The 26057-nt window shown below is 61.0% G+C and carries 23 protein-coding genes and 1 pseudogene; 11 read left to right on the top strand and 13 right to left on the bottom strand.

Going from position 1 to position 26057, the window contains the following annotated elements; genetic code table 11:
• Nucleotides 1-82: 82 nt before the first annotated feature.
• Nucleotides 83-3541, top strand: a complete 3459-nt coding sequence (gene smc / locus BQ8794_RS25260; protein WP_077381313.1) for a chromosome segregation protein SMC — start codon at nt 83-85, stop codon at nt 3539-3541.
• A 174-nt stretch (nt 3542-3715) separates the two neighbouring features.
• Nucleotides 3716-4702: an NAD-dependent epimerase/dehydratase family protein gene (locus tag BQ8794_RS25255; RefSeq protein WP_174654525.1), complete on the top strand. Its 987-nt coding sequence runs from the start codon at nt 3716-3718 to the stop codon at nt 4700-4702.
• Here BQ8794_RS25255 and BQ8794_RS25250 read toward each other — a convergent pair.
• The 10 genes from BQ8794_RS25250 to BQ8794_RS25205 all read right to left on the bottom strand — a co-directional run bounded on the left by BQ8794_RS25250 (nt 4688) and on the right by BQ8794_RS25205 (nt 13098).
• The gene (locus BQ8794_RS25250) at nt 4688-5368 is read right to left on the bottom strand and encodes a PIN domain-containing protein (RefSeq protein ID WP_077381311.1); all 681 of its coding nucleotides are present in this window, start codon (nt 5366-5368) and stop codon (nt 4688-4690) included. The genes BQ8794_RS25255 and BQ8794_RS25250 overlap by 15 nt on opposite strands.
• Nucleotides 5365-5730, bottom strand: coding sequence for a hypothetical protein (locus BQ8794_RS25245; protein ID WP_077381310.1), 366 nt, complete (start codon nt 5728-5730; stop codon nt 5365-5367). Before BQ8794_RS25245 ends, BQ8794_RS25250 begins: the two co-directional genes overlap by 4 nt.
• 176 nt (nt 5731-5906) lie before the next feature.
• Complete coding sequence (locus tag BQ8794_RS25240) at nt 5907-6737, bottom strand: BtpA/SgcQ family protein (RefSeq protein ID WP_077381309.1); 831 nt, start codon at nt 6735-6737, stop codon at nt 5907-5909.
• Nucleotides 6734-7642 carry a PfkB family carbohydrate kinase gene (locus BQ8794_RS25235; protein WP_077381308.1) on the bottom strand — a complete coding sequence of 303 codons (909 nt, stop codon included), beginning with the start codon at nt 7640-7642 and terminating at the stop codon, nt 6734-6736. The genes BQ8794_RS25240 and BQ8794_RS25235 overlap by 4 nt, the downstream gene beginning before the upstream one ends.
• Nucleotides 7643-7645: 3 nt before the next feature.
• Nucleotides 7646-8416: a glutamine amidotransferase gene (locus tag BQ8794_RS25230; RefSeq protein ID WP_077381307.1), complete on the bottom strand. Its 771-nt coding sequence runs from the start codon at nt 8414-8416 to the stop codon at nt 7646-7648.
• A gap of 37 nt (nt 8417-8453) precedes the next feature.
• Nucleotides 8454-9545 (bottom strand): phosphotriesterase family protein, encoded by a 1092-nt coding sequence (locus BQ8794_RS25225; protein WP_077381306.1) that lies wholly within the window; start codon nt 9543-9545, stop codon nt 8454-8456.
• A gap of 4 nt (nt 9546-9549) precedes the next feature.
• Nucleotides 9550-10560, bottom strand: a complete 1011-nt coding sequence (locus BQ8794_RS25220) for an ABC transporter permease (protein WP_077381305.1) — start codon at nt 10558-10560, stop codon at nt 9550-9552.
• A complete protein-coding gene (locus BQ8794_RS25215) occupies nt 10557-11354 on the bottom strand; it encodes an ATP-binding cassette domain-containing protein (RefSeq protein ID WP_077381304.1) in 798 nt (265 codons plus the stop codon). Before BQ8794_RS25215 ends, BQ8794_RS25220 begins: the two co-directional genes overlap by 4 nt.
• Nucleotides 11355-11427: 73 nt before the next feature.
• The gene (locus BQ8794_RS25210; RefSeq protein WP_077381303.1) at nt 11428-12366 is read right to left on the bottom strand and encodes an ABC transporter substrate-binding protein; all 939 of its coding nucleotides are present in this window, start codon (nt 12364-12366) and stop codon (nt 11428-11430) included.
• Nucleotides 12367-12486: 120 nt separating this feature from the next.
• Nucleotides 12487-13098, bottom strand: coding sequence for a cupin domain-containing protein (locus tag BQ8794_RS25205; RefSeq protein ID WP_077381679.1), 612 nt, complete (start codon nt 13096-13098; stop codon nt 12487-12489).
• 325 nt (nt 13099-13423) lie between these two features.
• Between BQ8794_RS25205 and BQ8794_RS25200 the strand changes: the two genes are divergently transcribed.
• From BQ8794_RS25200 to BQ8794_RS25185, 4 genes are all read left to right on the top strand, one after another.
• A complete protein-coding gene (locus BQ8794_RS25200; RefSeq protein ID WP_244555097.1) occupies nt 13424-14356 on the top strand; it encodes a complex I NDUFA9 subunit family protein in 933 nt (310 codons plus the stop codon).
• Between the two features lie 114 nt (nt 14357-14470).
• Nucleotides 14471-14707: a hypothetical protein gene (locus BQ8794_RS25195; RefSeq protein WP_077381301.1), complete on the top strand. Its 237-nt coding sequence runs from the start codon at nt 14471-14473 to the stop codon at nt 14705-14707.
• A gap of 304 nt (nt 14708-15011) precedes the next feature.
• Nucleotides 15012-15701, top strand: a complete 690-nt coding sequence (locus BQ8794_RS25190; RefSeq protein WP_244555096.1) for a hypothetical protein — start codon at nt 15012-15014, stop codon at nt 15699-15701.
• On the top strand, nt 15698-16285 hold the full coding sequence (locus tag BQ8794_RS25185; protein WP_077381300.1) for an RES family NAD+ phosphorylase: 588 nt from the start codon (nt 15698-15700) through the stop codon (nt 16283-16285). Before BQ8794_RS25190 ends, BQ8794_RS25185 begins: the two co-directional genes overlap by 4 nt.
• Nucleotides 16286-16568: 283 nt before the next feature.
• On the opposite strand, the pseudogene BQ8794_RS25180 reads toward BQ8794_RS25185, so the two are convergent.
• Nucleotides 16569-16921 (bottom strand): annotated as a pseudogene (locus BQ8794_RS25180) (rhodanese-like domain-containing protein); the annotation flags it as partial.
• Between the two features lie 2 nt (nt 16922-16923).
• Nucleotides 16924-17493 (bottom strand): peroxidase-related enzyme, encoded by a 570-nt coding sequence (locus BQ8794_RS25175; RefSeq protein WP_077381299.1) that lies wholly within the window; start codon nt 17491-17493, stop codon nt 16924-16926.
• Between the two features lie 70 nt (nt 17494-17563).
• Here BQ8794_RS25175 and BQ8794_RS25170 point away from each other — a divergent pair, with 70 nt between their 5' ends.
• Complete coding sequence (locus BQ8794_RS25170; protein WP_077381298.1) at nt 17564-18040, top strand: FAD-binding oxidoreductase; 477 nt, start codon at nt 17564-17566, stop codon at nt 18038-18040.
• Nucleotides 18041-18315: 275 nt separating this feature from the next.
• The gene (locus BQ8794_RS25165) at nt 18316-20088 is read left to right on the top strand and encodes an SLC13 family permease (RefSeq protein WP_077381677.1); all 1773 of its coding nucleotides are present in this window, start codon (nt 18316-18318) and stop codon (nt 20086-20088) included.
• 496 nt (nt 20089-20584) lie between these two features.
• Here BQ8794_RS25165 and BQ8794_RS25160 read toward each other — a convergent pair whose 3' ends face one another.
• Nucleotides 20585-21724: a helix-turn-helix domain-containing protein gene (locus tag BQ8794_RS25160; RefSeq protein ID WP_244555095.1), complete on the bottom strand. Its 1140-nt coding sequence runs from the start codon at nt 21722-21724 to the stop codon at nt 20585-20587.
• Between the two features lie 455 nt (nt 21725-22179).
• Between BQ8794_RS25160 and BQ8794_RS25155 the strand changes: the two genes are divergently transcribed.
• From BQ8794_RS25155 to BQ8794_RS25145, 3 genes are read left to right on the top strand one after another with little or no spacing between them, the layout of a single operon-like run.
• Nucleotides 22180-23217, top strand: a complete 1038-nt coding sequence (locus BQ8794_RS25155; RefSeq protein ID WP_077381296.1) for a UDP-glucuronic acid decarboxylase family protein — start codon at nt 22180-22182, stop codon at nt 23215-23217.
• Entirely contained in the window at nt 23217-24203 is a 987-nt protein-coding gene (gene galE / locus BQ8794_RS25150; RefSeq protein ID WP_077381295.1) for a UDP-glucose 4-epimerase GalE, read from the top strand. Before BQ8794_RS25155 ends, galE begins: the two co-directional genes overlap by 1 nt.
• Nucleotides 24200-26044 carry a glycosyltransferase family 2 protein gene (locus BQ8794_RS25145; RefSeq protein WP_077381294.1) on the top strand — a complete coding sequence of 615 codons (1845 nt, stop codon included), beginning with the start codon at nt 24200-24202 and terminating at the stop codon, nt 26042-26044. Before galE ends, BQ8794_RS25145 begins: the two co-directional genes overlap by 4 nt.
• Nucleotides 26045-26057: the final 13 nt, after the last annotated feature.

The raw sequence follows: 26057 nt of genomic DNA, 5'->3' as shown, positions 1-26057 counted from the left end.
TGCGCGACTTTTTGTTGCGCCGTGAGTTCTTGTCGCCAAACCGCGGAACACTTTTGCAGAACCCGCTTTTGGGGCGGCGCGAATGAAGTTCTCGCGCCTTCGCCTGCTCGGTTTCAAGTCCTTCGTCGAACCCGGCGAGTTCGTCATCGAACGCGGCCTGACCGGCATCGTCGGGCCGAACGGCTGCGGCAAGTCGAACCTTGTCGAGGCGCTGCGCTGGGTGATGGGCGAAAGCTCGTACAAGAACATGCGAGCGTCCGGCATGGACGACGTCATTTTTTCCGGTTCGGGAACCCGTCCTGCCCGCAACACCGCCGAAGTCACGCTTTTCCTCGACAACAGCGACCGTAGCGCGCCCTCGGCCTTCAACGACGCGGACGAGTTGCAGGTTTCGCGTCGCATCGAGCGCGAGGCGGGTTCGCTCTACCGCATCAACGGCAAGGAAGCCCGCGCCAAGGACGTGCAGCTGCTTTTCGCCGACCAATCGACCGGCGCCCGTTCGCCCTCGATGGTCGGGCAGGGCCGCATCGGCGAGCTGATCCAGGCCAAGCCGCAGGCGCGCCGCGCTTTGTTGGAAGAGGCGGCCGGAATTTCGGGCCTGCACACACGCCGCCACGAGGCCGAACTGCGTCTGAAGGCGGCCGAACAAAATCTGGAACGGCTGGACGATGTCGTCGGCGAGCTGGAAAGCCAGATCGAAAGCCTGAAGCGCCAGGCCCGCCAGGCCTCGCGCTTCAAGAACCTGTCGGCCGACATCCGCAAGGCTGAAGCGACGCTGCTGCATCTGCGCTGGACGCTGGCCAAGACGCAGGAAGGCGAGGCGCGCTCGGCGCTGGCGATCGCCACGGCACTGGTGGGCGACCGCGCCGCCGCCCAGATGGCTGCCGCCAGGGAGCAGGGGATCGGCGCCCATCGGTTGCCGGACCTGCGCGACGCGGAAGCCGCCGCCGCTGCCGCCTTCCAGCGCCTGTCGATCGCCAAGACGCAGATCGAGGAAGAAGCGGGCCGCATCCGCGCCCGCCAACTGGAACTCGACCGCCGGCTCCAGCAGCTCGACGGCGACATCGTCCGCGAGGAGCGGATGGTCCGCGACAATGCGGATATTCTTGAACGCCTCGCCGCCGAAGAAGCCGCGCTCAACACCGAGAACGCCGGCGCCGCCGACCGCGAGGCCAGCACCCGCGCGGCGGTCGAACAGGCGGCGTCGACGCTTGCCGCCAGTGAAGCCAAACTCGCCGGGCTGACCGCCGAACGGGCAGAGGCCGCCGCCTCCCGCAACCAGATCGAACGAACGCTGCGCGACACCGCGGAGCGTCGCGACCGTTTCGCCCGCCAACTCGCCGATGTCGACCGGGAATTGTCCGATATCGCCTCCAGGGTCGCCGGCCTGGCCGATCCCGCCGAGAAGCAACTTCTGGTTGAACAGGCGCTGGCGCTGCTCGAGGAAACCGAAGCCGCGGCGATCGCCGCCGAACAGGCTGTCGCCGAGGCGCGCGCGGCGGAGAGTGCCGCGCGCCCGCCGGTTCAGGATGCAAAGGCCGAGCTGGCGCGAATCGAAACCGAGGCCCGCACGCTGGCCAAGATCCTGAATGCCGCAAGCGGCGACCTCTTCCCGTCCGTGCTGGAGCAGATCAGCGTCGAGCGCGGCTACGAGACGGCGCTGGGCGCCGCCCTTGGCGAAGATCTCGACGTGCCGCTCGACCGCAGCGCGCCGGTGCATTGGGGCCAAAGCGAGGTCCAGCCCGGCGACGCCGCTCTGCCCGAAGGCATCAAGAGCCTTGCCAGCGTCGTCCGCGCGCCGGCGCAACTCGCCCGCCGATTGGCGCAGATCGGCATCGTCGAGGCCGGCGACGGAAAGCGGTTGCAGGCGCAGCTTGCTCCCGGGCAGCGGCTGGTCAGCCGCGAAGGGGCGCTCTGGCGTTGGGATGGTTTCACCGCCAGCGCCGACGCGCCGACCGCCGCCGCGCAGCGGCTGGCCCAAAAAAACCGGCTGTCCGAGCTCGACGCCGAGGCGGTCCACGCGAACCGCATCCTGCGCCAGGCCGAAGAGGCCCTTGCCCATGCCGAGCAGGCGCTTGCCCAGGCGAGCGAGGCCGAGCGCAACGCCCGTCAGGCCGGGCGTGATGCCCAGCATGGGCTGGACGCCGCCCGCAACGTGCTGGCCGAGGCCGAGAAGGCCGGCGGCGAGCTGTCGAGCCGGCGCGCCGCGCTTGACGAGGCGCGCGCGCGCATCGTCGACAGCCATGAAGAGACGGCCGCGGCTTTCGTCGAGGCCGAGATGCTGCTGCAAAGCGCTCCCGATCTCGGTGATCTGCAGTTGCAGCTCGATCAGTCGGCCGCCAACGTCGCTCGCGACCGCGCCACCCTTGCCGATGCCCGCGCCGTCCATGAAGGCTTGAGGCGGGAAGCCGAAGCGCGCACGCGCCGCCTCGACGCCATCGGCGCGGAACGCCGCAACTGGCTGGAGCGCGCCGAAAACGCCTCGACGCAGATCGCCGCACTCGGCGAACGCAAGGCCGAGGCCGAAGCCGAACGCGAAAGGCTGGCCGACGCACCCGACGAGATCGACGCCAAGCGGCGCGCCTTGCTGTCGCAGCTTGCCGAAGCCGAAAGCCTGCGCCAGGCCGCCGGAGACCGGTTGCAGGAAGCGGAAAACAAGCAGTCCGAACTGGACAAGGCCGCGACGTCAGCGATCCAGTCGCTGGCCGAGGCGCGCGAAACCCGCGTCCGCGCCGAAGAGCGGCTGACCGCTGCCGACGAAAGACGGCTTGAGGTCGAGGCGCGCATCCAGGAAACACTGAACACGCCGCCGCATCTGGTCATCCGTCACACCGGCCTGGAGGCCGACAGCCCGATGCCGGAGATGACTGAGATCGAGCGTCAGCTCGACCGGCTGAGGATCGAGCGCGAGCGGCTAGGCGCCGTCAATCTACGCGCCGAGGAAGAGCAGAAGGAACTGTCGGATCGGCTGGAGACCATCGTTTCCGAACGCGAGGACATCATCGAGGCCATCCGCAAACTGCGGCAGGCGATCCAGAGCCTGAACCGCGAAGGCCGCGAACGGCTGCTGGCTGCCTTCGACGTGGTCAATGGCCATTTCCAGCGGCTGTTTTCGCATCTGTTCGGCGGCGGCACGGCGGAACTGCAACTGATCGAGTCCGACGATCCGCTCGAGGCCGGTCTCGAAATCCTTGCGCGGCCACCCGGCAAGAAGCCGCAGACGATGACGCTGCTTTCCGGCGGCGAGCAGGCGTTGACGGCGATGTCGCTGATTTTTGCCGTGTTCCTGACCAATCCCGCGCCGATCTGCGTGCTCGACGAAGTCGACGCACCGCTCGACGATCACAATGTCGAGCGTTTCTGCAATCTGATGGACGAAATGGCGGCCACCACCGAGACGCGCTTCGTCATCATCACGCACAACCCGATCACCATGGCCCGCATGAACCGGCTGTTCGGGGTGACCATGGCCGAGCAGGGCGTCAGCCAGCTCGTGTCGGTCGACCTGCAGGCGGCCGAGGCCCTGCGCGAGGCGAGTTGACGCGTCGACCGCACAGCTTGTCGGTGGCGCCTATTGGGGCTTTCGGCTAAAGCACGAATTGGACTAGGTCGGTTCCGTTTCATTCGGATGTAGCGTTTTGATGTTGCGCTTGATCCTTTCCGAAATCGATCTCGGTTTCGCGATCATGTGCCAGCATATGCACGGAGAACCTTGTTGCCTATACTTGTCACCGGAGCCGCGGGATTCATCGGCAGCCATGTTTGCCATCATCTCCTGAACAGGGGGGAAGCGGTCGTCGGCGTCGACAATATGAACGACTATTACGACCTGGCGCTCAAAAAGGGGCGCCTCGCCCGCTTGCAGCCTCACAAGGATTTTTCATTTCACCAGATCGACATCGCCGAACAGGGCGCTCTTGCCGACGCATTGGCCGGGCAAGGAATAGTCAGGATCGTCCATCTCGCCGCTCAGGCCGGTGTGCGCCATTCACTCGACAATCCGAGGCTCTATGTCCGTTCCAATGTCGCCGGCCATCTCGAAATGCTCGAATTCTGTCGCGCGCAGCCCGAATTCGAGCATCTGGTCTATGCCTCGTCGAGCTCGGTTTATGGCGGTAACCGCAAGGTGCCGTTCAGCGAGACCGATCAGGTCGACAAGCCCGTCTCGCTCTACGCCGCCACCAAGAAGTCCGATGAATTGATGAGCCATACCTACGCCCATCTCTTCGGGGTGCCGCAGACCGGCTTGCGATTTTTCACCGTCTACGGTCCCTGGGGCCGGCCCGACATGGCCTATTGGATTTTCACCAAGGCGATGCTCGAAGGCAAGCCGATCCGGGTATTCAACAATGGCGAGATGTGGCGGGATTTCACTTATGTCGACGATGTGGTGAGAGCTGTCGTTGCCGTGCTCGACAAGCCGCCATCGGCTGAAGTTCCGCCGAGCAGGCTCTACAATGTCGGCAACAACCGGCCGGTGCGGCTGGGCGATTTCATCGACACTCTGGAAAAACTGCTCGGTGTAAAAGCGATCCGCCACAGCGAGCCGATGCAAAGCAGCGATGTCGAGCGGACCTGTGCCGACATGACAGCGCTGGAGCGCGATTTCGGTTTCAGGCCGAGCGTTTCGACAGAAGACGGGCTGAAAAAATTTGTCGACTGGTACCGGTCGGAATGGGCTGCAGGATCAACGACAAGGTGACTGCGGCCTGCGGGTCGTCGTTCCGGCACCTTCATCATCTACGGCCCCCACGGCCGCGCTTGCCAATGCGAATTTCGCGATCTGGTTCCAGAGAGTTTCAGGCTCAAAACTCAGACGCTGCTCCAGCCAAGCCATGACATCCAGTGGATGAGCAACGATCACATCAACGTCGGATCGTTGATGTCTCAAGGCGTGCAATTGCCTCGATCTCGAGGATGCTGTCACGATGCGAGTGTCGACCCGGAGCGAGTCGTTCGTCTGGAAATCCTTCAGGTTGTCCGTCACGAGAAGGGAAGTCTTCGAGGCGAACGCGGTCGCCAGCACTCCGGCATCTTCGACGTCGGCCATCGCGAACTGCTCGCGTCCACCGAGCAACAAGTATGGATCGAGTTCGTCTGGTCCATACTTCATGATGCTCTTAATGGCTTCTGTGTAGGCTTCTGCGCTATCGGATGATGCTCCTTGGCGCTTCAGGACATGCTCAAGGGTCTCTAGCATTTCAAGGGAGACAACGAGCTGCGTTTCACGCTCTTCGTCTCCCCATCTTCCGCTCGTAACCATGGAGACGATCCTTTGGGCCGCGGTGCCTTGTCGGCCTTTGGCAGTCGCCATCAGGTTCGCCACCCAAACATTCACATCCAGCAGGATGCGCAGGGGCAAACTCATGGGTTCGGCTTCGGATGCTTTTCGGCTTCAGTCAGCCGTGTGGCCTCTTCCATAAGATCGATCTCATCTGTGCTGCTGTCCGGGCCTCCGAAAATTTTTTCGGCGGCCAAGCTTTCTGTGGCTGCTTCTAAGCGAATTCGGGAAACGGTTGCCATCATCTCGCGTGCGAGACGCTTGATACCGCTCACATCCTGGTGCGAGTGCAGTTCAAGCAGCGTGTCGCGCACGTCCTTGGGAAGGCCGGTAAACACCGTAAGGGCGCTGGAGACGACGTTCGATATGGATCGATGTTCCTTCTCAGCGACGATCCGAACCTTGCGAGCCATCTGATCGTCGACATTGGCGGAAAGCGTCACGGCCATCACTGTCATCCTATATAGAAATAATTCGTTCCTATATAATCGACCCTGCTGGAGCAATCAATGATAGCCTGAAGGGGATCAGCGACGAGTGTCATTCACCTCGTTTCAGATTCCTGCAAGAGAAAACCCCATAAGCGCGAAGCGGCAATTCGAAGCTCGCTTGTCTCAACAGCTTGTCATCGCCTCAGCCCACTCATGAAGGTCTTTACTCGGGCTGGGTCGACCTGGTTCCACCAGACGCCGTCATGCTTCAGCGCGCTGGCGATGATGACGCCGTCGACGATGCCAAGGATATCGTTGGCATTGTCGGGCGTTACGCCGCTGCCGACCAGAGTCGGCAGGCCGGCGGCCTCTTTGATCATGCTGATATAGCTCAGATCCGCAGCGTGCCCCGTGCGTTGACCGGTCGCAATGATGGCGTCGGCGTCGAAGAAGACCAGATCCTTGACCAGTTCCTCCACCGGGCGGTCGGCAACGATCGCGTGCGCGCCGTGCTTGACATGAGCATCGGCGAAAACGCGGATGCCGTTGGCGCGAAGCTTGGCGCGGTAGCGTGCTGCGCGGCCCGACTCCCCCTCGACAAAACCCTCATTGGCGACATAGGCATTCGCCCATTGATTGACGCGGATAAAGCCCGCGCCGGAGGCGCTGGCGATCGCAAGGGCAGGGATCGCGGCGTTAGCGAGCACATTGATTCCGACCGGCTTGCCGAGCTCGCGGCGAATACGGTCGGAGATAACAGCCATATAGGCCGCTGTCTCGGGTCCGATATCGTCAGGTTTGGCGAAGGGAATGTCGCCATGATTCTCGACGATCACGCCGTCGCATCCGCCATCGAGATAGGATCTCGCATCGTCCAGACCGCGCTGATAGATCGCCTCGACCGCCTCGCCGTCATAGCGCGGCGCGCCGGGAAGCGGCGACAGGTGAACGACGCCGATCACCACCTTGGTGCGGCCGAAAAGTTCTACGAGCGCGTCGCCGCCTGATTGACCGAGTTGGGTCATGAGAGCTCCGTTTGATCGATGAGCGCCGCCATTTCAGACGCGGAAGGACAGGATATCAATGTGCCCGGGCGAGTCACCGCAATTGCGGCAGCCGCGAGCGCGAACGTCAGCGCCGGGGCAACCGACATTCCCTTGGCAAACCCGCCGGCCAGACACCCGCAAAACACATCGCCGGCGCCGCTGGTGTCGAGCGCCTCGACGCGTGGCGCCGGCAAACGAAGCGATCCCCTCCGGTCAGGGTCAAGGACGAGACAACCTTCCGCGCCAAGGGTGATCACGACTGTCCCGGCGCCTTTGGCAGCCAGCGCGTCGGCAGCGGCTGACATGTCATCCTGGCCGGTCAGCGCTTTCGCCTCGGATTGATTCACCACCAACACCTCTGCCAGGCCGAAGTCAGGCAGAGCCGCCGCATCGATCGGGCTGGCATTCAGGACGGTGCGCGCGCCATTTTCCTGTGCTGCCCGCAGGCAGGCATCTATCGCGGCGCCTTGCAGGTTTCCTTGGCAGACAACGATGTCGCCAAACGCGATCCGGCGCGCAAGTGCGGTCTGCGCGATCGGATCGAACACTTCGCTGCAGGCGACGCCGCTGACGATGAAGTTCTCGCCTTCGGCCTCAATGACGATGGTCGAGCGGTCGCTTGGCAGGTCGAATTCAATCGCCTCGAGGTCAGACAACTCCCTGTCGAGGTGGCTCCTGATCCATGCGCCTGCGCGGTCCTTGCCGAGCGCCGTCCAAAACGTTACCGCAGCACCCGTGCGCGCGGCAGCAACCGCCTGGTTTGCTCCCTTCCCGCCGAGGCCATCGGCGTAGTTGCTGGCGTTCAAAGTCTCGCCGGCGGCAGGGAAGCGGCTGACGCGAAATGTCGTGTCGACGCAGGCATTGCCGACGACATGGACATGCATCGCTCAGCTCTCACCGGTCGCCCAACTCAGCATCTGCTCGAACAGGGTTTTGTAGCCTTTCCAGGCGATGAACTCCGGTGGCAGCCAATGCGGTCCGACATCGGATGTCCAGGCCACAGTGCGGCCCTTGCCGTAGCGGCCGGTGACGAGCAGCGGCAGCGAGCCATAATCCGACGACACGGTTGCCAGTACGTCCGCCCCGTCTTTCGGCGTCACCTCGTTGAAGCCGAGCAGGACTGGCCAATCCGAACCGAGCCCCTTCAGGATCGGATGGTCCGAGGAGCCTTTCAGGACAGGCGAAAACCCTTCCGGCACCTCGACGCGGTCGTCGAAGGCGAGGCAGTTCACCGGCAGCACCTCCTCGACCGGCGTCTTGCGATAGCGCGCGCCGCCATTGATGCCCTGGAAGCTATAGTAGCCGCCGAACATCAAAAGCCCGCCGCCGGCGCGCACATAATCGCGCAACAGCCGCAGGCGGTTCGGCGTCGGCTTCGAGTGGACCCAAGTGTCTGGATGCAGAAGCAGCGTGTTGGCGCCGATGTCGGAGAGCACCACCGCGTCATAGGCCGAAAGCGTATCCATAGTTTGCGGAAAGCTGCGTTGCGCCTCATGCGCCGGCATGAAGGTCACGTCGAAGTCGGTCGCCTTTAGCGCTGTCAGCAATTCGTCGGCGCCGGTGTGGTAGGTGACTGTAGGAAACTGGTCGAAGCCCTTGATATGGGTCGCGGTCGACACCCAGGATTCACCGGCAAGCAGGATTTTTTTCTTGGACATTTGAACTCCGTCGTAAGTCTCACCCGTAAGTCCGGGCTTAATTCTGCCGCGAGAACACGGCTTTCGGATTGGCGATCAGCATGCGGTCGATGGCTGGCTGCTCGACGCCATGCCGTTTCAGGCGCGGTATGAAATGCTTGAGGATGTAGCCGTAGCCGAAACCGCCGAAGCGGGTCAGCATGATCTTGAGGAACACATCCTGCGACAAGAGCAGGCGATCGCCGAAGCCGGCCTCGATAAGTGCCGCAATTGCCCGCGCATTCTCTTCATCGGAGGGCGATTGCGCGTCCTGATCGGCATAATAATAGTCCATGCCTATCATGTCGTATTCCAGGAAAGCGCCGCGCCGGGCGAGGTTTGTCTGATAGTCGAAATCATTGTGGCTGGGGTTCATGTGGCAGAGCACAGTGTGGCGAAGATCGGCGCCCTCGGCCTCCACGACATCGAGCACCTCGTGCGCCAGCCGCTCCCAGCCGGGCAGGTGGATCGACAGCGGCACGCCGGTGATGCGCGAGGCTCTTGCCGAAGCTCGCAGCGACTTTCGTTCCTCTGAAGTAAAATGCTTGCTGACGCCGATCTCGCCGATCAGGCCGGCCAGGATCGGCGGCTGCGTCTCGCCGCCGCCGACGTCGTTGACGATGAACTCGGTCACCGCGTCGACATCCATCGCCTTCAGCCATTCGGGATGGGTGTGCTCCAGATAAAAGCCGGTGCCCATGACGATCTTCAGGCCGGACATGCGGCTGATGCGGGCGAGCTTTTCCGGCTCGCGGCCGATGCCGATATTGGTCGCGTCGACGACGGTATGGCCGCCGAGTGCGCGATAGCGTTGCAGTTCAGACAGCGCCAGGTCACTGTCATCGAGCGAAACATTGTCGCGGTTGACGTAAGGGTTCATGCGCAATTCGCCGATGATCTCGATGTTCACCGGCTGCTCGGCGAGCGCCATGTCGTCGGGATGACAGGGACACTTCCAACTGCGCGCACCGTCGAGCAAAATGTGCTCGTGCATCAGCGTGACGCCCATTTCTTCGACCGGAACGGGGCCGAGCACGGTCATCACATGACCGGTTTCGACTCCGATCGCCAGCCGCTGCCTGGGAGCCGCGTCATGGAAGAGATCACTCATGGGCTCAACCGCTCCGCACGGCGCCGCGGAACAGGCGGAAGTTGAGCCAGATGGCGATCAGGATGATCGTTCCGGTCACGATCGGCGTCAGGAATGGCGACAGATGCGCCAGAATCAGGCCGTTGCCGATGACGGCCACGGTAAGCGCGCCGAGAACCGTGCCGACGATCGTTCCGCGGCCGCCGAACAGGCTCGTGCCGCCAAGCACGACGGCAGCGATGACTTCGAGCTCAAATCCTTGCCCGGCATTCGACGATCCAGATCCGAGCCGGGCCGCAATGATGATCCCCGCAAGCGCTGCCGCGGCGGCGGAAATCACGTAGACGAAAAGCGTCGTCAGCCGGGTGTTGACGCCGGCGCGCCTGACCGCTTCGGCGTTGGCGCCGATGCCGGTCACGTAGCGGCCGAACGGCGTCTCGTTGAAGGCGATATAGGCGATCGCCAGGATCGCCAGCGCGATCAGCGCCGGCGCCGGCACGCCAAACAGCCAGGCGCGGCCCAGCACCGTGAAAGGGCTTCCCGGCTCGATGGGGATCGAGTAGCCGCCGGTGATCAGCAGCGCCACGCCGCGGATCACCGAAAGCCCGGCAAGCGTGACGATGAAGGCCGGGATGCCCTCATAGGCGACGAAATAGCCCTGCACCGCGCCAAGCAAGGCGCCCAGCGCAAGCATGGCGAGGATGACCACCGGCCATGGCAAACCCAGTTGCAGCAGCGTCGCCGACAGTGTTGCCACCAGTGCCAGCACGGAGCCGACCGAAAGGTCGATGCCGCCGGTGGTGATGACGAAGGTCATCGCCGCGGCGACGATCAGCAGCGGTGCCGACTGCCGCAGGATGTTCAGCAGGTTGGGCGACGTCAGAAAGGCGTCCGTCGCCACCGAGAAGATGACGCAAACGGCCAGAAAGAACAGCGCGATCGACACGACGCTGCCGTTGGCGAGCACCGCATCTCGCCATGTGGATTCGCGGCCCCTTCGAGACCGCGCGGAGCGGGTCGAAGTCACGTCGCTCATGCTGGCGCTCCATCGCGATAGGCGTTGGCGGCCGAACGAGCGTTGAACTTGCGGCCCACGATCAGATTGACGACATCCTCGATATTGGTTTCGCCGATCAGCCGCTCGGCGACGTTGCGTCCTTCGTACATGACCTGAATGCGGTCGCATACGAGGAACAGATCCTGAAGCCGGTGGGTGATCAGGATGACACTGACGCCGCGGGCGCTGACGGTGCGGATCAGGTCCAGCACCGCCTCGACCTCGGCGACGGCAAGCGCTGCCGTCGGCTCATCCATGATCAGCACGGACGGCTCGAAGGAAGCGGCGCGGCCGATCGCGATCGACTGTCGCTGTCCGCCGGACAGGTTTTCGACCTTGAGCCGCGTGTCGGCGATAACGATGCCGAGACGGTCGAGCATCTGGCGCGTTTGCTCATGCATGCGCTTCTTGTCGAGAAAGGAAATGCCGGCGATGCGGCGGCGCGGCTCGCGGCCGAGAAAGAGATTGCCGGCGACATCGACCGTGTCGCAGAGCGACAGATCCTGATAGACCATCTCGACGCGCGCTGCACGCGCGTCCGCCGGCGAGTTGAAGGTCACCAGCGTTCCATCGATCTCGATCGTGCCGGCATCGGGAACCACGGCTCCCGACAGCACCTTGCTCAATGTCGACTTCCCCGCGCCATTGTCGCCGACCAACCCGAGGACCTCGCCCGGCCTCAGCACCAGCGACACGTCATCGAGCGTCTGAATGGCGTTGTAGCGCTTTGAGATGCCGCTCATCCGCACCCGATAGGTCTCGCCACTGCTCATCTTGGATCCCACGGGATTGCAAAGCGTCCGCGGCGTAGCCCTTCGCGGCGCCGCGGACCGTCATCGATGCAGTCTACTGGAACATCGCGCGGTATTGTTCGACATTGTCCTTGGTCACGATCGTCACCGGAATATTGATGATCGGCTCGACCGTTTCGCCCTTCTTGAGCTTGACCAATGCTTCGACAGCGGCCTTGCCTTCGCCGGCCGGGTCCTGCTGGACGACCGCCACCACCCAACCGTCGTCAATGCCCTGAATGACCTGCTTGGTCAGGTCCCAGCCGAACACCTTTACGTCGCCGGTGCGGCCTTGGCTGGTCACGGCCGAAACAGCGCCGAGCAACGCCGGCTCGCCCGTCGCATATAGCGTCGTCATGTCCGGATTGGCGGTCATCAAATTCTCCGAAGCGCTCATTGCGGTCTCCTGGACATTCTGGCCGTCGACCGTGTCGAGGAAGGTGATCGCCAGGCCGCTGTCGGTGACCGCCTTCTTGAAGCCGTCGAGCCGCTGGTTCTGGATGAACGAATTGAGCGCGCCGACAATGCCGATCTTGGCAGTGCCGCCCATCTCCGACTTGACATAATCGGCATAGAATTTGCCGATATCCTCGCCGGCCTTGGCGTTGTCGACGCCAATGAACGCAACGTCGTCGCCGTCGGGGATCTGCGCGTCGATGGCGATCACGGGGATGCCGGCCGCCTTCGCGGCGGTGATTGCAGGCTTGACCCCATTGACGTCGATGGCGACCAGAATGATGCCGTCGACTTTTTGTGTGATGTAGTTCTCGATCGCGTCATTTTGCGCGCTCGGCACGTTGTTGGCATTGAAGATGACCAGCTTGGCGCCGGCGGCGTCGGCCGCCTTCTGCGCGCCCTCGTTGATCTGGTTGAAGAACAGGGCCTGCTGGTTGATGTTTACGAGAGCGAACGTATCGGCGAACGCCGATCCCATCGCTGTCGAGCAGATGGCCAAGACGGCGGCGCAACGGAAGAGAAGTTTGAACGGACGCATTTACGGTTCCCCTTGCTTGCGGGCCAAACCTGTTCGGCTGGACCCATTGGTGCTACAGGCGCAAGGCAAGCATTCAAGAGACTTGAATACTTGTCAACGAATTTGATCTCACAGCAGCCGTCAGAAGGTCGCTGGTGTGTTGACCCAAAAAATGCTGGCTCTCTCCTTGCCGATGTTGCGGTAATGGTGCGGCAGCTCCGACCTGAATACGAACGCATCGCCGGTGGCGAGATCATGGCTCTTGCCATCGACGATCAGCTTGATCCGGCCGGCAAGCACGTAGCCGACTTCCTCGCCGACATGCTGGATGGGACCTTCGCTCTCGCCGTCTGCCTCGATATGATGGATGTTGCACTGCAACAGGTGTCCGGGCGAATATGGAATGATGCGTTCGAGCGAGATGCCCTCGCCGCGCCTCAGCGCGTCGAGCGAGATCAGTGGCCGCGCGCCTGCGCGGAACACGATCGCCTCGTCGTCGTCGACCTGTTCGAACATCCAGCCGATATTGGTCTCCAGAACTTCGACCAGGCGGTGAAGCATAGGCAGGGATGGCGAAGCCTTGCCGTTCTCGATCTTGGACAGAAGGCTTTCAGAGCAGTGCGCAGCTGTCGCCAGCGTCTTCAGCGTCATGCCCCGCGTCTGGCGGGCGAGGCGCAACCGCGTTCCAAGCCGCGCGGCATTTACGGTGGCGTCCGCTTCGGACTCCGGCCGTCGCCGATCGATTTTGTTCATCCGTTCGCCAACCATTCAACAGTCATGGACAACTGTCGCGCGAGCAAAAGACAGCCGCGACCGATTTGCAAGTGGTGATTTGTCAATTTCGACCCAGCCGGGCGTCGACCGGTTTCTGATAGCACGGATAAAGCAACCCAGCGTCAAACACTCCTTCTACAGCGACACCGGCTGTCCCTCGATCGAACCCGGCGCCGACTGGAACAAAAAGCGTTCCTGCGTTGTTCCATCCCGATGTTCGAAGGGGCTGGTTTATACGCCGGCCAGAGGCAATCCTCGCGGCAGGCGCTCGGCGGGCACGCGAAGACAAGGGATGGCGAGGCAAATGGATCCTGACGATCTCAACACAGAACGGATCGTCACCGTGTTCGGCGGGACAGGCTTTCTCGGGCGCCGGATCGTGAAGCGGCTCCTGGAAAGGGGTTTCACAGTCCGCGCCGCATCCCGCCACCCGGCTCGTGTGGGCCAGGTTTTTTCCTCGACGGCAAAGCTGCCCGAAGCGGTCGAGGCGGACATATTGGATGCGTCCTCGATCGGCTCGGCCATTGCCGGATCACAGGCGATCGTGAATGCCGTCAGTCTCTACGTCGAGCAGGGCGCCCAGACGTTTGAACGCGTGCATGTGGAAGCCGCAGCTGAACTTGCCGCCGCGTCGCGCGCTGGCGAGGTCGACCGGTTCGTCCAGATTTCGGGGATCGGCTCCGATCCTCAATCGGATTCGAATTATATTAGGGCACGTGGGCGCGGAGAAGAGGCGGTGGCGAGTGCATTTCCCGGCGCCATCATTGTGCGTCCCGCCGTCATGACGGGACCTGACGACGTTTTCCTCACGACGGTTGTGAGGCTGATACGTCTCCTGCCGGTTTATCCGCTGTTCGGCGATGGCGGCACACGGCTTCAGCCGGTCTATGTGGAAGACGTCGCAGACGCAGTCAGCCGGCTGATCGACAGGCGAAACCACAAGGGTTCATCGATATTCGAATTCGGCGGCCCGCGCATCTACACCTATAAGGAACTGCTGCGGGAGATCGCCCGACAGCTCGATACCCACATCAGGCTGATGCCGGTGCCGTTTGCGGCGTGGGACGCCTTGGCCGGCGTCGCGGAACTCCTTCCGGGAGCGCCGATAACGCGCAACCAGGTCGATCTTATGCGGCACGACAATGTGGCCGCAATCGGCGCGCCGGGCCTGAAGGAACTCGACATCGCGCCGCGGGACATCGAGGAGGTGATCCGCTTGATCGAACGGCGCGCGTGAGGCTGCTCGGGCCCGCTCCTGCTTAGCAGGACTCTACCATTCTGATGGGGAACCTATCGCCATGCGGCGGGTTGGTCGAGCTTGAACCAATAATGAAGAAGAAGGAAAAGAACTATGGCCAGATGCGATCAATGCGGGAATGACTACGACAAGGCTTTCGAAGTGAAGCTAGCTGAGGAAACCTATACGTTCGACAGCTTCGAATGCGCGATCCAGAAACTTGCGCCGCTCTGCCCGCATTGCGGGTGCCGGATCATCGGACATGGTGTCGAACAAGATGACATCATCTACTGCTGCGCACATTGCGCCGCTGAGGAAGGTGCAAGCGCGCTGACCGATCGCGCGCCTTGATGCTCTTGGCCCCGCTTCGTCAAGTTCGCTCCACCATTTGCTGCGTCCAAGCGAGATAGCCGGGGGCGATCGCGTTGATGGTGATGCGGTGACGCGCTCAGCGGCAGTGGAGCACGTCAGCCTGTGCAGGACCACATGCGGCTCGAGATGGTGCAATTTTCCCGGCAGCGAAGCGGCCATTCTAGACAGATACAACCTCGTCCTGGCGGAACAGAAGGTGCAAAGCTTGGCAAGGTTGTCCAGGTTGGCAAGGTTGACAAAGTTGCTCGCAGCGCCATATTTGTCTCATCAGGAGGCAAAACGCGTGGCAGACAAAACGCGAGTTGAGGCACCGGCCGTCACCGCGAAGACACGGGGCACGGGCGTGCTGACAATGTTCACGATGAAGGGTGACCCGATCAAGGCGCTGTCCGGGTTCAAGCTGCCGGCCGGCGCACATGTGGCGATCGTGTCCGGAAAACCGGAGTCCGTCAGTGCGATCAGGAAGTCGGTGCGCGGTCGTGTGGTTCGCATCACCGAGGTTGTCGAGCGAGCCCCGCAGCATACTCAGGTCGAGCGCAAGCCGTTAGTGGACCGGTCCGCATTCGAGCCTGACGCGCGCAGCCGCGCGATGCTTGAAGGTGTCCGTATTGCACAGCAGGATCTGCGCGACGCAGGCGGTGCCTATGACCTCGATCAGGTCCGCACCCTGTTGCACGGCGTCTCCCGGCAGGCGATCGACAAGCGAGTGCAGGACGGCTCCTTGCTTGCCGTTCCCGGCCCCAGCAACCGTCGCAGCTATCCGACGCTGCAGTTCAACCGCGAAGGCACAGTTGTACCCGGGCTTAAAGCCGTTCGTGAGGCTTTGCAGACCAGCAATTCCTGGGCGGTGCTCAACTTCCTTTCCCACCCGGATGCAAGGCTGGGCAATCGCAAGCCCATCGAGCTTCTCAAATCCGGCCAGATCGAGCTCGTGCTTGAAGCCGCGAGGCGGCACGGTGAGCAGGGGGCGTGAGCGGGCCACTCCCTCCCGCAGACCTGGACAGGCGCCTGCCCGAGCTGGTGAAGCTACCGGCAGGGCAGGAGGTTCACTGCTTCTACACGGCCAAGTGGGAGCCGATCTTCTTCGACAGGTCGACTGAAGGGCGGTTCAATGCTCCCGACGCCTCCTATGGGGTTCTCTACGCCGCAAAGGAGATCAGCGGCGCGTTCGCCGAGACGTTTCTGCGAACTCCTGGGCACACGCTCATCGACACGGATCTGCTGCAGCGGAAGGCGTACGTTCGCCTCGTCGTCCAAAGAGACCTGAAATTGATCCGGCTTGCCGGGCCCGGTCTCGCCCGCCTTGGGGCGACCGCAGAAGTCGCACATGGCGGACTGCCCTACGACGTGCCGCAGGCTTGGTCGACCGTATTGGCGGGTCATCCAACTGGCGCTGATGGCATTGCCTACCATGCCAGGCATGACGACGCCGAAGTCTGCTACGCGCTGTTCGAGCGATCGGCAGATGCAATCGCGGAGGGGGCACGCGAGATCGATCTCAACCAGGATTGGTTCTGGCGAGTCGCCGAACGCTACCGTGTCGGCCTGGCTCCATAGGGAGAGCCGATCTTGCGGTGCCGGGCAGCAGCCATCAACCTCGCAAGACAGTATCAGGCGAGCGTGATTGTCCCCTTGGATGTCAAAGAGAACGGGCAATTGGCTGCGTTCAAGGAATTTCGATGAGCACCCGGAGGCGAATGTGCTCTGGGCCGGCCGAACCGGTCAAGCGTTCCATGGCGCACCTACCGCTTCCCTCCGCAGGAAACGAAGTTACGGAGCGGCAAAAGCGATGGTGCCGGTCGTCGAGCCTAGCTGTCCTCGGTCTCTCGGCGACGATATTGCCGCGCTTCTTCCACTCCGAGAAGCCGCCGCGCAGGCTGCGCGCGTCAAGTCCCATCTCCTGCGCGATCTTGGCGGCGAGCAGCGAGCGCCAGCCGGACGCGCGTAAAAGACAAAGGTCCTGGGCTCGGCGAATTTCGGCTTGTGGTAGGGGCTTTCGGGGTCGATCCAGAATTCGAGCATGCCGCGCGGCGCATGGAACGCGCCGGGGATCATGCCCTCGCGCTCCAGTTCCCGCGGATCCCGGATATCGACCATGACAACGCCGTCGGGAATGGCCGCCATGTCCGCTGCCTCGACCGAGCGGACGACCGCATCGGCGTCGGCCAGCAGGTCCTTGTATCCCTTCGGCATGGTCAGCGCCCCATCGCGTAGAACTCGTCGTTCGGCCTCATGCTGGTGACGTTGGCCAGCCGGTTTGACATGGCGAAGAAGGCGGCGATGGCCGCGATGTCCCAGGCGTCCTCGTCGGTGAAGCCATGGATCTTGAGGTCGGCGATGTCCGCGTCGCCGACCTCGTAGGCGCGCGCGGAAACCTTCATGGCGAAATCGAGCATCGCCATCTGGCGCGGGGTGATGTCGGCCTTGCGGTAGTTGGTGGCCACCTGATCGGCGATCAGCGGGTTCTTTGCGCGAATGCGCAGGATCGCGCCATGGGCCACCACGCAGTACTGGCACTGATTGGCATTGCTCGTGGCCACGACGATCATCTCCCGCTCGGCCTTGGTGATCGGGCCGGGTTTGTCCATCAGCGCGTCGTGATAGGCGAAGAAGGCGCGGAACTCGTCCGGCCGATGCGCAAGCACGAGGAAGACGTTGGGCACGAAGCCCGACTTCTCCTGCACGGCGAGTATCCGTTCGCGGACGTCGTCGGGAAGGCCGGCGATCTCGGGAACGGGGAAGCGGCTGATGGCGGGCGCAGTCATCTGTGTCTCTCCCTTGCACGGCCGTCAATGCGACCAGCTTTAGGCCATCGAACGCTTTTCGGCGAGCCTCATGGAAGGGCTGGAAGAGGGCGTTGCCGAGGATGCGGTGGTCTCGCAGTCGCCGCGCGAGTTCCAATCGCTGTGGACGATGCGGGACTCTTGCGCCGACTATGTGCGCACGCGCGATCACATCATCGGCGGGGACGTCAGCGTACCGCTCCACCGCATCGAAGCCTTCCTGGGCGCCAGTCAGGTGGCCGTCCGGCGCATCGATCCTGAGACAGAGTTCCTCGTCTTCGGCCATCTGGGCGACGGCAATCTGCACTATGTGATCGCGACGCCGAAAGCTCGCGACGCCATGGAGACGGTATATCGCATGGTTGCGGAGGGCGGCGGGTCGATCGCGGCCGAACATGGCATCGGGATCGACAAGCCTTGGCTGCATCTGTCGCGAAGTGCGGCCGAGATCGGGACGATGCGCCGGCTGAAGGCCGCGCTCGATCCAAAGGGCATCCTGAACCGCGGCCGGATCTTCGATGGCTCATGAGGAAATTGACAACCTGAGAAGCACTCGGCGGCGCCGGAACGCGCAGCGCGCACTAGCGAGATTGACGGCTATCGATATAAAGTCGGAACGGCCAGGCGCCGGCCAGGTTGAAAGGCGCCGCCCCAGGACCATGGCTGCGAAAGTCGGGAACATTGCTCGACACGGGCTTATTGGCAAGCGCGGAACCGTGCTAGCAAACCCGTGACCAGCGAAAGCAACAAAAGGGCGGCTTGGCCGTTCTGATCAGCCGCATCAGCGGCGGGGCATCCGAAGACATGACTACGCCGCAAATTCTGTCGTTCGCCGTTATCTTCATAATGATGGCGGCGCTCGTATGGGGTCGTTATCGATATGATCTGGTTGCAGCCGCGGCACTGTTGTTCGCACTCGCGATCGGCATCGTGCCTTTTGACGAAGCCTTCAGCGGGTTCAGCGACGATATCGTGGTCATTGTCGGCAGTGCCCTGCTGGTGAGCGCAGGCATCGCCCGCTCGGGCATCATGGAAGTCGCCATCAGGCGTTTCGCTCCGAACCTGTCGGGCGTTCGCTCGCAACTGGCGCTGCTGGTCATCGTGGTGACGATCCTGTCTGCCTTTGTAAAGAATATCGGCGCGCTCGCGATCATGATCCCGATAGCCTTCCAGTTCGCGCGCCGGTCGAGCGTTTCACCGTCGATATTCCTGATGCCTATGGCGTTCGGGTCACTGCTCGGTGGACTCATGACGCAGGTGGGGACATCTCCCAATGTCGTTGTGTCGCGTGTGCGGGAGGAACTGACCGGCACCGCCTTCACAATGTTCGACTTCACACCCGTTGGAGCCGCCCTGGCCGCCGCCGGAACGATCTTCCTGGTGCTTTTCTATTGGCTGCTGCCGGTGCGCGAAAAGCTGGGCGGGTCGGTGAATGAAGCCATCGACATCAAGAATTACCTGACAGAGGCCCGAATTGTCCGCGATTCCACTGTGCTCGGCAAAACCGTCGCAGACCTCATGAAGCTCTCCGGCGGCGATGCTGTCGTGACGTCGATCCTGCGCAACCGGACCATGCGGATGACGCCACTGCCCGACGTCGTCCTCAAACTGAACGACATTCTGCTGATCGAGGGCGACCCGGCGGCGCTGGATCGCCTTGTCTCCCAGGGCAAACTCAGCGTTACGGGCAACAGGGCCAGCGGGGATGACACGACCGGCGAACTGGTCGCTATCGAAGCCGTCATCGGTGAAAACTCCCCGTTGATCGGCTGGACAGCCCAGCGCCTTGCCCTTTATCACCGCTTCAATGTCAACCTGCTGGCTGTCAGCCGGCACGGCGAGCGCCCCGACCGCAGGCTGGCCGAAATCCAGCTAAGGCTGGGCGATGTCATCGTGTTGCAGGGCAATGCAGCGACGATACCCGAGATACTGCGTGAACTCGGCTGCCTGCCGCTGGCAGAAAGGGCTATCCTGCTCGGTAGCGTCCGTAAAGGTGTTGTGCCGGTAACGATCCTTGCTCTCGCCATGGTGGCGACTGCGTTCGGGCTGCTCCCGGTCTCCGTCGCTTTCTTTACGGCCGCGGTCGGGATGGTGCTTTTCAAGGTCATCCCGGTCCGGGACGTCTACCAATCGCTGGATGGTCCAATCCTCGTCATGCTCGCCGTTCTCATTCCAGTCAGCGATACGCTACGCAGTACAGGGGCGACAGGCGTAATTGCCGGCGAGCTTGCCAGACTGGGGACCATTCTTCCGGCGTCCGGCGCTTTGATGCTCATCCTTGTCGCCGCGATGGCCGTTACGCCATTCCTCAACAATGCCGCCACCGTTCTGGTCATGGCGCCCATCGCCGCCGAGTTTGCCGGCGATCTCGGCTACAGGCCGGAAGCATTTCTGATGGCAGTCGCCATTGGCGCCGGCTGCGATTTTCTCACCCCGATAGGCCACCAGTGCAACACGCTCGTCATGGGACCGGGCGGCTACCGTTTCAGCGATTATCCACGTCTGGGACTGCCGCTATCGTTCCTCGTCGTCATTGTTGCTGTGCCGATGCTAATGATCGTATGGCCGATGAACTAACATCGATGGACGAATCAATCCGGCTCGAAGCCGGCCGGCGAAAACTGTCGCATCACTAACGTGCTCAACTGTCGCATTATTAAACGGCTGCTACACATGCGTCCGGAACGGACCCTGTGAGCGAGGGCTGGGGTTCCTGGATGCTTTTCGAACTTCTTGTCTCGCACCTCCAGCCGAGTTGCGATGAAAGAGATCAGGATACCTGAACACGCTATGGGACAAGCTTGATTGACGCATTAGCTCTCTAGATCCCCTCAGCGGTTCACGACAGAGAGGTCCACTTGGGCTGTCGCGTTTGCCAGCTCTCGGGGTTCGAGCCGGAAGACCGCTACATCGCGAGGCTTACTATGGAAGAGGCTTTCTTCTACTATCGGCGACGTGCGGCTTATTCGAGAATTTTCCAATTATAGGGATAGAAGGTTGGTCGATTGCTTAGATGTCCGAAGTCGTCATCGAACATCCTTAGTGTGCATCGTATATATGCTCCTCGCCATCCTCAAAAGAGGCCGAGCGTTTGCAGCAGGCTTTCGAATGTGACCTTTGGTTTCTTACCTGTTTGCCTATCCGGGTACATGTAGTCTTCGGACGACTGCTTGCGTATGTTGCTCGGGCTATACCCGAACTGCTGCGTGAAAGCTCGACTGAAATTCGCCGCTGAATCAAAGCCGATTGCTAGACCAACTTCGGCGACCTTTCGGGTGTCGGAAGGATCCGCTAACATTGCATGAGCTGCGGATAGACGTCGTCGACGAATGTAATTCGCAACGCCGCCGGACGTTTCGAAAAGCTCATAGAGCCGTGTCCTCGAGGTCGCCAGTTCCCGGGCGAGAGCATCCGGTGTCAGGTCGGGCGAGGCAAGATTGCTCGAAATGAAGCGTCTCGCCCGCGTCATCAATCCGATTTGTGAGATCTGATCGTTGCCGTCATCACGATCCACCAAGGGTGTAACCGCGTCGAATACCATTTTCCGCAAACGGTCCTTGATTCTAGGAAGGTCGTCTTGCGTGAAGCGATCGAGATTGGCTTCAACGCTTGACATAAGATCGATCAGCAGTTTGGCCCGGTGTCCACCCAAAACGACGTTGTTGCTCGCCGCCGGCAAGCTACCTCTATCGGCAAACAGATCGACGGGAACGATCAGGCTGATCGACTCCGTTGCCAGGGCCCGCCCGCTAAACGGATGCCCGAGCGAGCGGATTTCAATCATGCCCGGTTCATTTTGCGCGACACGTCCGTTAACTCCGGTCCAGGTGCGACCGGCGCGGAGAACGGTGATCTGCCAATGGTCAATTGGACTGAACCGCACCGCGTCTGGCGAGCGTTCGTAACTGAAGGCCGGAACGGTTTGTTGCAACAAAAGCATGCCGCCCAGATTCCACACCGCCTGCTGGACGACAAATCCATCCTCGGGATTCACATTGTTCGGCAGACGCGAATCCATCAATATCGCCATATGCTCCCGCCAGGCAGCAAACTGCTGGATTGGTGGAAGGATTTCCGTCCCAAAGCGCAACGACGTCAGGACGGCCTTCTCCACCTCGTCCTCACCGAGTGGATCCTGCGACATCCGCGGCCAGCGGCGACGTTCGACAGATGTCGGCTCCCTGTCGTTAGGTGGGACCGTCTTATCCGACATCACTGCCTCCAGCCACGACCCATCTGCAGCATGCCAACCTCACGTCACCTCCGAAGTGTATTGTTTATAAGATAAACAAAATCATTAGATATATTTAAGGATCACTGTTTGAAGAGTAGTTAATTATATCGCACCAAGTCAACAAAGCTTAGCCCTTGGCGGCTCGATCCTGAACCGACCATGAATGGGTTTCTTGGCTCGCTTCGAGATAAAGGCCTTTGGCAGCACCGATCTCGGCACAGGCAATCGAATCGCTTGAAGCCCACCGTCTCCATCAAAAAACAAATGTCTGCGGCGGGTCAGCTGCAAAAATGGACGCTGTGAAAAGTTTCCGGATTCCCTGATATCGCAACGTAGGAACCGGGGAGGTATAGGACATCATCAAATTCACTTCAGAAAGAAAACCTGAAGTCTCAGTGCATAATAGACACCTGCATGTCTTCATTTTGGTACTGATGGCTAATGAATGGGGTGTTCCAGTGAGTATAGCATTTCAGTCTGCAAAGTTGAAATCTGATCTTTCCTCGCAACGGAGGGTGCTTGTCGCAGGCGGGGCCGGCTTTCTCGGATCACATCTGTGCGAACGTCTTTTGCAAGACGGCCATTCTGTTATCTGCGTAGACAATTTTTCCACGGGGCGGCTAGAGAATTTGCGCCACCTCCTGAACTACGACACGTTCAGCTTTGTGCGCCACGATATCGTGGAACGGCTCGATCTGCCGGTCAACGAGATCTACAATCTCGCCTGCCCGGCTTCACCGCCGCACTATCAGGCCGACCCGGTCCATACGATGAAGACGAACGTGATCGGGTCGCTCAATCTTCTGGAACTGGCAGCACATTACCAGGCGCGGATTTTCCAGGCTTCCACCTCGGAAGTCTACGGCGATCCCCATGTGCATCCGCAGCCCGAAAGCTATTGGGGCAATGTCAATTCCTTCGGTCCGCGCTCTTGTTATGACGAAGGAAAGCGCTCTGCCGAGACTCTGTTCTACGATTTTCATCAGCAATACGGCGTCGACATCCGTATCGTGCGCATCTTCAACACCTATGGTCCGCGCATGCGCCCGGATGACGGCCGGGTCGTTTCAAACTTCATCGTGCAGGCGCTCAAGGGCGAGGACATCACCATTTACGGCGACGGGTCGCAGACCCGTTCCTTCTGTTACGTGGACGATCTGATCGAAGGCTTCTACCGGCTCATGTACAGCCCTCAGGCGATCCACACGCCTGTCAACATCGGCAATCCCGGCGAATTTACAGTCGGTGAGTTGGCTGAGCAGATCGTGGGAATGACCGGCTCGAGCTCCAAAGTCGTCTATCACCCGTTGCCCGTGGACGATCCGCGCCAGCGTCGGCCCGACATCACAGTGGCCCAGAGAGAACTTGGATGGGAGCCGACCGTGGCGTTGGCCGATGGGCTGAAGTCGACGATCGCTTATTTCGAACGGCAGTTGAGGAAGCCCTCCGGAAAGCTGGCGGAGGCCGCCTGATGTCCGGCAAGAACGTACTTGTCGTTGGTGGCGCCGGCTTTATCGGCAGCCATACAGCCAAGCTTTTGGCCAGGCAGAGTTATGATCCGATTGTCTACGACAATCTATCCACGGGTCACCGGTCAGCCGTCCAATGGGGCGCCTTCGTTGAAGGCAACATCCTTGACTCGGAGCGGTTGACCCACGTCATGGATGAGTATCGCCCTATCGGGGTGATCCATTTTGCTGCATCGGCCTATGTCGGCGAATCCGTAGAGCAACCGGCAAAATATTATCAGAACAACGTCAACGGGACCCAATCGCTGCTGGACGCCTGCCAGAGAAGCGGAACGCGCAATATCATCTTCTCGTCAAGCTGCGCCACTTATGGCATTCCGGATCGCTTGCCGATCCGCGAAGGCGAGAGCCAGCGCCCGATCAATCCTTATGGACGCACGAAGCTCATCGCGGAGCAAATGCTTGCCGATTATTCGGCTGCCTATGCGCTGCGCTACGTGGCGCTGCGTTATTTCAATGCGTCCGGCGCGGATATCGACGGGGAAATCGGCGAAACCCACGATCCAGAAACACATCTCATTCCGCGAGCCATGATGGCCGCTGCAGGCAGGATCGATTTTCTCGAAGTCTATGGCCAGGATTACGATACGCCCGACGGCACCTGCATTCGCGACTATATCCATGTCGCGGATCTCGCGCGCGCGCATGTTCTGGCGCTCGAACATCTGATCAACTGCGGTGGCAATCTGGCCGTCAATCTTGGCAGCGGGCGTGGTACATCCATCAAGGAAATTCTCGAAGCGATCAGCCGGCTGACAGGTCGTAACGTGCCGGTCGAGATGCGCGCTCGTCGTGCCGGCGATCCTCCGGTGCTTTATGCCGATCCGGCGCTCGCTGCCGAAAAACTTGGCTTTCAGGCGCTCTATTCCGATCTCGATACGATAATTCGCACAGCGGCTCCCTTCTTCGGGCTCGAGGTGCGCTCATGAGCACGCCGCGCATCGCGCTGTCTGTTAGCAGGGAAGAACCCCTGATGATGCCGGTCTTCACCGGCCGAAAGCGCGTCGAGTACATTTTGGGTGCGGTTTTGTGGGCGATGGCCGTCGCATTCTTCTGGCAATGGTGGGTTTTCGGAGCCACCCACACCAACATGGTCGGCTCAATTCTGGTGACGGCGCTTCTGGCGTGGATAACGCTTTTGCCAGTCTACTTCATCACCATTTTCTTCAATGCACGCCGGCCGCACGGACGGCTGCGTATTTCCGCAGGAAGTCGCGTTGCCATGGTGGTCACCAAGGCTCCATCAGAACCTTTTGAGGTGGTGGCCGAAACCTTGCGGGCCATGTTAGCCCAGAACGTGCCTCACGACACGTGGCTGGCCGATGAGGATCCATCGCCCGCAACGCTCGCATGGTGTCGCGAACATGGCGTATTCGTTTCCACCCGCAAAAGTCGCGCCGATTACCATCGCCAGTCCTGGCCTCGCCGCACACGCTGCAAGGAAGGCAACCTGGCTTTCTTCTACGATCATTATGGCTACGACCAATATGATTTTGTGTCGCAGCTCGATGCCGATCATGTTCCCGAACCGGACTACCTATATAACGTGTTGCGGCCTTTTGCCGACCCGACAATCGGTTATGTTTCCGCGCCCAGCATTTGCGATCGCAATGCACATGAAAGCTGGTCCGCGCGTGGCCGCCTCTACATCGAAGCGAGCATGCATGGTTCACTGCAAGCCGGATACAATAATGGCTTCGCGCCCGTATGCATCGGATCGCACTATGCGGTGCGCACTGCGGCATTGAAGGAAATCGGTGGGCTGGGGCCAGAACTCGCCGAGGATCATTCCACAACGCTCTTCATGAATGCCTATGGCTGGCGAGGGGCTCACGCGCTTGATGCCATCGCCCATGGCGACGGCCCACGGACGTTTGCCGATCTTGTAACGCAGGAGTTCCAGTGGTCGCGGAGCCTGGTGACGATCCTGTTGCAATACTCACCAAAACTGATCGGACACTTGCCGCTGCGTTTGAAGGTTCAATTCCTATTTTCGCAGTTCTGGTACCCGCTTTACGCCTTCTTTCTTGCTCTGACATTCCTATTGCCCGTGATCGTGCTGGTCCAGGGCGATAATTTCATCAACGTCACTTACCCAGAGTTTCTGCTCCATTTCATGCCGCAGTCGCTTGTGATCCTGCTTTTGGCATTCTGGTGGCGGTCGAGTGGCACATTTCGGCCTATCGACGGCAAGATTTTTAGTTGGGAAGCGATGCTGTTTTTGCTGGCGCGCTGGCCGTGGGTTCTGGCTGGAACCTTTGCCGCGTTCCGTGACTGGATGACCGGATCCTTTGTTGATTTTCGCGTCACGCCAAAAGGCACGTCCGAAGTGGATCCGCTACCGTTTCGCGTGCTGGCGCCGTATGCCTTCGTCGTCCTGATCTCCGTTCTGCCGGTCGTGTTCGTGCAGGATGCGTATCAAACGCGCGGATTTTTCGTCTTCGCCATCATCAATGCTTGCTTTTACTTGCTGCTGATTTTCATGATCTTGCTGCAGCATGGCAGGGAGAATGACGTGCGGATGAAAAGCCGCGCCTATCGCCCCGCGCTGGCAAGCAGTTTCATGACCCTTTTGATGGTTACCAGCTTCGCCACGGTCGAGCGTGGACGCGACGGCATCGAGGCGCTCGCCTGGGGAACCAAAAGCTTTTCCCTGTTCGACGACAGCTTCTCAATTGCCGGGGCAGGCGTCGGTGGTCGCGCTGTTCACAAAACCATCTTCAATCCACGTTGGCGCACCAATGCTCCCAGCAATTCAAATCAGCGATAGAAGGCAATCAACA

The sequence above is a fragment of the Mesorhizobium prunaredense genome, from assembly GCF_900156895.1.
GTDB classification, from domain to species: Bacteria; Pseudomonadota; Alphaproteobacteria; order Rhizobiales; family Rhizobiaceae; genus Mesorhizobium; species Mesorhizobium prunaredense.
This window is presented reverse-complemented; position numbering and strand designations above follow the sequence as displayed.

Coding starts and splice junctions, on each gene's coding strand:
- galE (WP_077381295.1), top strand. CDS start 23,217: ATGTCCGGCAAGAACGTACTTGTCGTTGGTGGCGCCGGCTTTATCGGC.
- BQ8794_RS25230 (WP_077381307.1), bottom strand. CDS start 8,416: ATGTCCAAGAAAAAAATCCTGCTTGCCGGTGAATCCTGGGTGTCGACC.
- BQ8794_RS25160 (WP_244555095.1), bottom strand. CDS start 21,724: ATGTCGGATAAGACGGTCCCACCTAACGACAGGGAGCCGACATCTGTC.
- BQ8794_RS25200 (WP_244555097.1), top strand. CDS start 13,424: ATGGATCCTGACGATCTCAACACAGAACGGATCGTCACCGTGTTCGGC.
- BQ8794_RS25165 (WP_077381677.1), top strand. CDS start 18,316: ATGACTACGCCGCAAATTCTGTCGTTCGCCGTTATCTTCATAATGATG.
- BQ8794_RS25210 (WP_077381303.1), bottom strand. CDS start 12,366: ATGCGTCCGTTCAAACTTCTCTTCCGTTGCGCCGCCGTCTTGGCCATC.
- smc (WP_077381313.1), top strand. CDS start 83: ATGAAGTTCTCGCGCCTTCGCCTGCTCGGTTTCAAGTCCTTCGTCGAA.
- BQ8794_RS25205 (WP_077381679.1), bottom strand. CDS start 13,098: ATGAACAAAATCGATCGGCGACGGCCGGAGTCCGAAGCGGACGCCACC.
- BQ8794_RS25170 (WP_077381298.1), top strand. CDS start 17,564: ATGGAAGGGCTGGAAGAGGGCGTTGCCGAGGATGCGGTGGTCTCGCAG.
- BQ8794_RS25175 (WP_077381299.1), bottom strand. CDS start 17,493: ATGACTGCGCCCGCCATCAGCCGCTTCCCCGTTCCCGAGATCGCCGGC.
- BQ8794_RS25155 (WP_077381296.1), top strand. CDS start 22,180: ATGGCTAATGAATGGGGTGTTCCAGTGAGTATAGCATTTCAGTCTGCA.
- BQ8794_RS25220 (WP_077381305.1), bottom strand. CDS start 10,560: ATGAGCGACGTGACTTCGACCCGCTCCGCGCGGTCTCGAAGGGGCCGC.
- BQ8794_RS25215 (WP_077381304.1), bottom strand. CDS start 11,354: ATGAGCAGTGGCGAGACCTATCGGGTGCGGATGAGCGGCATCTCAAAG.
- BQ8794_RS25250 (WP_077381311.1), bottom strand. CDS start 5,368: ATGAGTTTGCCCCTGCGCATCCTGCTGGATGTGAATGTTTGGGTGGCG.
- BQ8794_RS25240 (WP_077381309.1), bottom strand. CDS start 6,737: ATGACCCAACTCGGTCAATCAGGCGGCGACGCGCTCGTAGAACTTTTC.
- BQ8794_RS25225 (WP_077381306.1), bottom strand. CDS start 9,545: ATGAGTGATCTCTTCCATGACGCGGCTCCCAGGCAGCGGCTGGCGATC.
- BQ8794_RS25245 (WP_077381310.1), bottom strand. CDS start 5,730: ATGGCCGTGACGCTTTCCGCCAATGTCGACGATCAGATGGCTCGCAAG.
- BQ8794_RS25195 (WP_077381301.1), top strand. CDS start 14,471: ATGGCCAGATGCGATCAATGCGGGAATGACTACGACAAGGCTTTCGAA.
- BQ8794_RS25145 (WP_077381294.1), top strand. CDS start 24,200: ATGAGCACGCCGCGCATCGCGCTGTCTGTTAGCAGGGAAGAACCCCTG.
- BQ8794_RS25235 (WP_077381308.1), bottom strand. CDS start 7,642: ATGCATGTCCATGTCGTCGGCAATGCCTGCGTCGACACGACATTTCGC.